Source organism: uncultured Dialister sp., assembly GCF_900538805.1.
GTDB lineage: Bacteria > Bacillota > Negativicutes > Veillonellales > Dialisteraceae > Dialister.
This window is the reverse complement of sequence record NZ_UPZP01000104.1, coordinates 1-7,242: the sequence shown is the minus strand read 5'-3', so window position 1 is coordinate 7,242 and position 7,242 is coordinate 1. Positions and strand designations below refer to the sequence as shown.

General features: G+C 53.1%; 6 protein-coding genes. All 6 read right to left on the bottom strand.

Annotated elements, in window-relative coordinates; genetic code table 11:
• Positions 1-357: 357 nt before the first annotated feature.
• Complete coding sequence (locus tag QZQ29_RS08175) at positions 358-1,320, bottom strand: bile acid:sodium symporter family protein (RefSeq protein WP_296962203.1); 963 nt, start codon at positions 1,318-1,320, stop codon at positions 358-360.
• A gap of 75 nt (positions 1,321-1,395) precedes the next feature.
• A complete protein-coding gene (gene panD / locus QZQ29_RS08170; RefSeq protein ID WP_291057024.1) occupies positions 1,396-1,779 on the bottom strand; it encodes an aspartate 1-decarboxylase in 384 nt (127 codons plus the stop codon).
• Complete coding sequence (gene panC / locus QZQ29_RS08165) at positions 1,779-2,633, bottom strand: pantoate--beta-alanine ligase (protein ID WP_296962198.1); 855 nt, start codon at positions 2,631-2,633, stop codon at positions 1,779-1,781. The genes panD and panC overlap by 1 nt, the downstream gene beginning before the upstream one ends.
• 1,287 nt (positions 2,634-3,920) lie before the next feature.
• Complete coding sequence (locus QZQ29_RS08160; protein WP_296962196.1) at positions 3,921-5,204, bottom strand: HAMP domain-containing sensor histidine kinase; 1,284 nt, start codon at positions 5,202-5,204, stop codon at positions 3,921-3,923.
• Between the two features lies 1 nt (position 5,205).
• A complete protein-coding gene (locus tag QZQ29_RS08155; protein WP_296962193.1) occupies positions 5,206-5,880 on the bottom strand; it encodes a response regulator transcription factor in 675 nt (224 codons plus the stop codon).
• Positions 5,881-5,905: 25 nt separating this feature from the next.
• Entirely contained in the window at positions 5,906-6,523 is a 618-nt protein-coding gene (locus QZQ29_RS08150; RefSeq protein WP_296962191.1) for a GTP pyrophosphokinase family protein, read from the bottom strand.
• Positions 6,524-7,242: the final 719 nt, after the last annotated feature.

The window sequence follows — 7,242 nt, the reverse complement described above, 5'->3', positions numbered from 1 at the left end:
TCGCGTCGACTTATTCCTTGCATTGGATAAAAATCCAAGAATGAAATCCGATAACGATTTAATCAGCGCTTCCCTAGGGCGGTTGTTTGGTTTTCCATTTCGCGAAGCGAAATTATAAAACTCATCGCCCGCCAGGGCGATACCACACCCTTTGAACCCTTTGAACCTTCTGAACCCTTTGAACCCTGCCACGCAGTGGCTCCAATGGCGATACCTTCCCCCTCTGAACCCTTTGAACCTTCTGAACCCTTTGAACCCTGTCACGCAGTGGCTCCAATGGCGATACCATCCCCTCTGAACTTTTTCCAGCAAAAAACAGTGTCCCGTAAAGGAGGACACTGTTTTTATTGCATAAAATTATTTCACCTGCACCTGCACGGCCGGCTTGGTTTCCAATTCTTCCTCATCCCGTCCTACACACCAGGAGGCGAAGAGGGAGCCGGAGACGTTGTGCCATACGGAAAAGATGGCACCGGCGATGCCGCCGGCGGCGGTGAAGTACATGAGGGCCAGGGTGGAGGCGAGGCCGGAGTTCTGCATGCCCACTTCGATGGACATGGCGCGGATCTGGGCTTTGCTCATGCCGAATTTCTTTGCGCAGAAGAAGCCCAGGGCCATGCCGCCCAGGTTGTGGAGGATGACCACGGCCAGGATGATGAGGCCGTTATCCAGGATGGTGCGGCCGGAGAGGGACACCACGCAACCTACGGTGAAGATGATGACGAGGGCAGAGAGCATGGGCATCACCTTAGTCACTTTGGACACCTGCCTTGGGAAGAAGTAGTTGAATCCTACGCCGATGAGCAGGGGGAGGAGCACCATTTTGATGATGGACATCATCATGGCGGTGAAGCTGATATCCACCCAGGCGCCGGCGATGAGCCAGATGAGGAATGGTGTGACGAAGGGAGCCAGGATGGTGTTCACCATGGTCATGGAAACGGAAAGGGCCACGTCGGCGTGGGCAATGTAGGAAATCACATTGGACGCGGTGCCGCCGGGGCAGCAGCCCACCAGTACCACGCCGATGGCGATGGCAGGGGGCAGGGCGAAAATCTTGATGAGGACAGCCGCCAGGGCCGGCATGATGATGAACTGGAGACAGCTTCCCAGAGCCACGTTCTTAGGCTGCCGGAATACGTTTTGGAAATCTTTGGGCGAAAGGCTCATGCCCATGCCGAACATGATGATGCCCAGCATGATGGGTATGTAGGGGGAAAGGGGCTTCATGACGGAGGGGAAGAATATGCCGAAAATGCCGGCCAGTATGACGCCCACCGCCATGTAGCGGGTACAGATACGGATGATTTTATCGAGCATAGGAAACTCCTTTGTGGACATATTTCCTTCCGGGAGCATCCTTCACGGAATGTCCGGAAGGAAGGGGACCGGAAATCAGCCGATTTCCCTTTCTTTTTCGGCGCCTCTTGTCTTCAGGGGATGGTTTTTCTCGTCCACCATGACCACCTTCGGCACGAAGGTGCGGGCTTCTTTTTCATCCATCTGGGCATAGGCGATGATGATGACCACATCGCCTATGGCGGTGCAGCGGGCGGCGGCGCCGTTCAGGCAGATGACGCCGCTTCCTCTCTTGCCGGGAATGGTATAGGTTTCCAGGCGGGCGCCGTTGTTGTTGTTGCAGATCTGCACCCTTTCGCCGGGAAGAATGCCGGCGGCATCCATGAGGTCTTCGTCGATGGTAATGCTTCCCATGTATTCCAGATTGGCTTCGGTTACAGTGGCGCGGTGGATTTTGCCGTGCATCATGGTATAGGTCATTATTCCGCCTCCAGTACTACATTATCAATGAGTCTTGTTTTGCCGAATTTCACAGCCACAGCCAGAAGGGCTTTGCCTGTCACGGTGTCTTTGATTTCCGTAAGGCCCGGCATGCCGTACATTTCTACGTAATCAATGTCGCTCATAGGCTCTTCTTTGATTTCATCGGTGACCTGGGAAATTAATTTCTCCTTGCTTCTTTCTCCCTTGTCAAAGGCTTCCTTGGCGTGCTTCAGACTTCTGGAGAGCACCAGGGCCGCCTTGTGTTCTTCCGGCGACAGGTATACGTTCCGGGAACTCTTGGCCAGGCCGTCTGCTTCACGGACGATAGGCATGATGCGGAGGGTGACATTCATGAAAAGGTCCTCCACCATACGCTGAAGCACCTGGGTCTGCTGGGCGTCCTTCAGGCCGTAGTAGGCGCGGTCGCATTCGGTGAGGTTGAAGAATTTGGTGCACACCGTAGCAACTCCTCTGAAATGGATGGGGCGGGTCCTGCCGCAGAGGACCTTCGTAATGGGACCGCACACTTCTACCCATGTGGGGTCCTTGTGGGGGTACATTTCCTCCGGCGTAGGAGCAAAGAGAAGGTCTGCACCGGCAGCTTCCGCAATCTTCATGTCATGCTCCAGAGTCCTTGGATACTTGGCATAGTCCTCGTTGGGACCGAACTGGGTGGGGTTCACGAAAACCGTGGTAATGGTGACGTCATTTTCCGCATGGGCCGCTTTGATGAGGGATGCATGGCCCTCGTGAAGGGCACCCATGGTGGTGACAAGACCGATGGTCTTTCCTTCCTTTTTACACTGGTGGACAAACTCTTTCAATTCACTGATTTTGCGGCAAAGAATCATTTTCTGCCATCCTTCCCGGGAGATACTCCCTACTGCTTTTCTGCAACAACGGGACAGGATTTCAACAAAAAAGGCGCACTCCAAAGGGAATGCGTCTTTTTTACGTCACCAGAAAACTGCTGCTCTGCAGTCAGCGCCCCGGGAATCAAAAAGGGCACCCGAAAAGGATGCCCGCTGTTTGAAATCTCTGCATTCGTCTCGGTTATTACAATCCAAGCGATATGAATTTTTTTGGAAAATATGGGCCGAAATCTTTTCCCCTCTGCAGCTGCTGAAGCTCCCTGGGGATACTACGCAGCCATCACAAGAAATTCTTTCCAAAGGCCTGCCTGTCCATGTCATTTCAAGCTCTCCCGAATGGAGATGCCCCTATGAGGCCGGTACAGACATATCTTCCAAAAGAAAGAATACTACCTGAGAAAGGAGATGTCAAGGAAAAGGGCTGCCTTCGGCAGTCCGGGTTCAAAAGGTTCAGAAGGTGCAGAGGGTTCAGAGGGGAAGGTGGGCGGCTGCGCCGCCAGTATAAATAAAACCGGTGTAGTGTGCTAGCGTGCTAGTGAACTGGTGGGCTAGTAAAAACCATACAACCGGGCTAACGCCCGTGGGAAAACAAGCTAACCGGGCTGGCGCCCGTGAAAATGCACCCCTTCTGCCGCCTGCGGCGGCGTCTTCCCCGAAGGGGCAGATTTGCTCTACTTGTCCCTTAGTGCTAACTTAAGCTGCTCAATGTATAGCGGCAAGAAAACTTCCCCCTCCGGGGTGGCAAAGGAACTGGATTCGTAGGGAGTCGTAGACGACTGAGAATCCAGTGACATGCTTCCCTTTAGGAGAAGTACCGCCGTAGGAGGGGTGCATTTCCATCGGGCGAAGCCCGGTTGGCCTGTTTTTTTACGCCCGCAGGGCGGTTGTTTGGTTTTCCATTTCGCGAAGCGAAATATAAAACTTATCGCCGAAGGCGATACCTTCCCCTCTGAACCTTCTTAACCCTTTGAACCTTCTGAACCCTCACGCCCGCAGGGCGTGTCCATGCAGCCGCCACCACAACCCTCAGCCTGTGCACATTCTGCATAGAATGTGCAAGTCAGTCGAAGTTGGCCCTGCGTAGAGCAGCAATGGAGCAACATTATCAATCTTACCCTCGTACACCCTATGGCCCCTCAAGGGGCAACGAGAATTAAGAAGGGCCTTCTTTTTAATCGACTGACCGTTAGCGCTGTCAAACCTTAGAACCCTCCGGCTAAAGGCCGGTCAATCTTAAGAACCTTTTATCTCTTCAGAACCCTTTCCCTATTTCATCTTTACCGTCAATACAAAGGCAATCCTTCCGTCCTTATACTCCACGGTGAGAGGGATGGAGAGGAGGGCGGAGAGTTCCCGGGCTATGGAGAGGCCTATGCCGTAGCCCGATTTTTTGCTGTTGTGGGATTCGTCGTTTCGGTAGAACCGTTCAAAGAAGCGGCTGTAGTCCACGTCTTTGCCGTCTTTGTAGTCGTTGGATACGGCAAGGCGGAGGGTATCCTTTTTCTTCCCTTTTTCGGCGGAAAGAAGGATGGTACCCTTATCGTCGCAGTATTTCACCGCGTTGTCCAGGAGGATATGGAGGATTTCAGAAAGGTATTTTTCATCGCTTTTTGCAGTAAGCCCCTCTTCTACGGAAAGGTTGAGAGTCTTTCCCTGGTCTTTGGCCAGAAGGTCGAAGTCCTCCTTCAGGCGGCTGCACATGTCTTTCACGGAGAAGGAAACAAACTGCAGCTGGGCTTTGGTGGCTTCTCCTGCCTTGGAAAGGAGGATGAGGTGGCTGATGAGGCCGGACATGCGGCGCACCTGTTTGATGATGCCTTCGGTCCATTGGTTCTTTCCGTTCATCATTTCCATGGCTTCCGCGTTCACGGAAATAATGGCCAGCGGTGTTTTCAGCTCGTGGCTGGCGTTGGTGATGAACCGTTTCTGGTTTTCCAGATTTCTCACGAAGGGGGCAATGGCCCGGTTGGAGAGGAAGGCGAAGATAATGACGTAGAGGACGATGCAGATGAAGCCGAACCACACGGAATAGGACAGGAAGGTGTGGACGTCGGAAAATTCGCGGGTGCAGTCCAGAATGACAAGGAGGGTGCCGCCGTCGGAGAGGGTGGTCTTCATGAAGCCGTAACGGGCTTTATTTTTCTGCAGGAAACCGCTGTCCAAAGGGGAGGAGAGGGCGGTTTTGGCAAATTCCACGGCCTGCTCTTCGGAAAAGGCTACGATATTTTTCACGTTTACCGCGGTGATGTGACTGCTGCTGTCCAGGCGGAGGGAGAAGTATCGTGTCTGGTAGGCAAATTCCGGCGTATCCTCCGGCCAGGTGATGCCGGGGAAGAAATCCTTTCCCCAGGAGCCGGTGGTGTCCGGGCGGTAGCGGGAGGGCATGGTGCCGCCGTTCTGGGTGATGTAGGTCATGGTGTCCAGGCAGTGCTCCCGCATGGCGTAGAAGCCCATCATGTTGATGAGGCCAAGGGCGCCTGCCACGATGATGAATACCGCCAGGGTGGCCAGAAGGATGAACCGGCGGCGCAGTTTTTTGATAAGATTCATACTAGCCCTCCCGGACGGTCAGTTTGAAATCTTTTCCCTCTTCTCCGGTAATGGCAAGGTCCGAATTAATGGCGGAGAGCTTTTCCCGAAGGTACGAAATATAAATCCACACCACGCTTTCATCCACTCCTTTTTCACCGCTCCAGATTTTCTGGAAAATGTAGGACGTGGACAGGTTTTTCCCTTCATGAAGCATGAAGAGCTTCATAAGTTTTGTTTCCTTGCCGGAAAGGCGAATGGAATTATGGGCGGACAGCTCCTGTTCCTCCGTGTCAAGGCTGGTGGAACCGGCGGAGAGGGTGGAGGGAGTGAAATCCCTTCCCCTTCTGGTGAGGGAGCGGATGCGGGCCAAAAGTTCCCCGATGGCAAAGGGTTTAGTGAGGTAGTCGTCGGCGCCGGAGTCAAGGCCTGTGATGCGGTCGTCCACTTCGGACTTGGCGGTAAGCATGATGACCGGCGTCACATCACCGGCGGCGCGGATTTCCTTCAGGGCGGTAATGCCGTCCTTCACGGGCATCATGATATCAAAGACCATGCAGTCATAATTGGTGCGGGCAGCCAAATCCACTGCCACGGCACCGTTTTCCGCCCAGTCCACATCGAAGCCCTGGTGTTTCATAATGGCAATCAGCACGTCGGCCATATCTTTTTCATCTTCAGCAAGCAGTATACGCATAGGTTCTCCTTTATTTCAACAATCATCAGTGTTCCTGGCGGATAAGGTTCCGAATGGTCTGCATGGACAGGTCGCAGGATGCCAGCTCATCGGCGCAGCGCTTCAGTTCCCTGGTAATCATCTCCGGATTTTTAATGTCCTTTTTGTACTTCATCTGGTGCTCCAGACTGGCCCAGGAATCCATGGCTATGGTGCGGAGCTGGATTTCCACAAAGAAATGGCCGGGGTTTCGTCCCTTCACGTCTTCAAAAGGCGCCTCCAGCTCGATAATCAGGTGGTAGCTGCGGTAACCGTTGGGCTTGGCGTTTTTGATGTAGTCCTTACCCTTTACAATGGTGCAGCCGGGGATGGAGCGGATGAAATCGATATTTTCGTAAATATCATTGAGAAAGCAGCACACAATGCGGATGCCTATGGCATCGTGGATGTCATAGAGGGCGGAGGCAGCGCTTTCCGGAAGACCTTTCCGGCGGCATTTCTCCCGCATGCTGTCCTCCGACTTGATGCGGTAAATCAGGTGCTCATAGGCCGCTTCCCCGGTCTCTTCCTTCCGCTTTTCACTGAAATCTTCAATTTGGGAAACGACAAAATGGAGGACTTGGGGCAGCGCGTCCTTCCAGGCGCCGTATATGGATTCGTTCATGGTCATGTCTCTTTCTACAAAAAATAAATCTTTCTTATTATACCATGGAAAAGGCAGGAACAGATAAATTTTCGGTTCCTGGTCAATTTCAAAAAGTGGTCGGGAAAATTTTGAGGGACACTGGAAATTTGTGGTTTGACTGCCAATAAGTTCCTTCCGCCGACCGGTATTTATTGCCGATTTCCCCAGCTGCGGCACGTACCAAGATTCTTCGCCTGCGGCTCAGAATGACGGGCGGGGAGGATAGCCCGTAATGCAGGCTCCTTTCTCAGAAAGGAGCTGGGCGGAGCCCTGAGGATAGGTCCGGATATTAAGCAGACTACTTTTCTTCAAAATAGGCCCCTGCGGGGCCTCGGATTTTCTACGAAAATCCGCTATCATCCGTCGCCTGCGGCGACACCTTCTTCCAGAGGAAGAAGGCTTTGGCTCTCCGAAATGTACCACTGGTGACACAAAGGCTAATCCCGTAACGTCTTGCGGCCCCTTGAGGGGAAGAGGGCCACGAAGTGGCGCAGGGGTGTACTACGCTGCAAGCCGAAAAGACACTCTCCGCTGCCCGGACTGCCAATCGGCAGCCTTCCCGCCGACCGGTATTTATTGCCGATTTTCTCAACTGCGGCGCGTACCGAGATTCTTCGCCTGCGGCTCAGTATTCTGGTCATATGTCAAGTCTTTTTTTTGAAGAAATTTATTGTTTTTTCTTAAAAAAGGGTAACCTT

Excerpts from the sequence above, each read along its gene's own strand:
- QZQ29_RS08160 (WP_296962196.1), bottom strand. The coding sequence starts at position 5,204 with ATGAATCTTATCAAAAAACTGCGCCGCCGGTTCATCCTTCTGGCCACC.
- panC (WP_296962198.1), bottom strand. The coding sequence starts at position 2,633 with ATGATTCTTTGCCGCAAAATCAGTGAATTGAAAGAGTTTGTCCACCAG.
- panD (WP_291057024.1), bottom strand. The coding sequence starts at position 1,779 with ATGACCTATACCATGATGCACGGCAAAATCCACCGCGCCACTGTAACC.
- QZQ29_RS08150 (WP_296962191.1), bottom strand. The coding sequence starts at position 6,523 with ATGAACGAATCCATATACGGCGCCTGGAAGGACGCGCTGCCCCAAGTC.
- QZQ29_RS08155 (WP_296962193.1), bottom strand. The coding sequence starts at position 5,880 with ATGCGTATACTGCTTGCTGAAGATGAAAAAGATATGGCCGACGTGCTG.
- QZQ29_RS08175 (WP_296962203.1), bottom strand. The coding sequence starts at position 1,320 with ATGCTCGATAAAATCATCCGTATCTGTACCCGCTACATGGCGGTGGGC.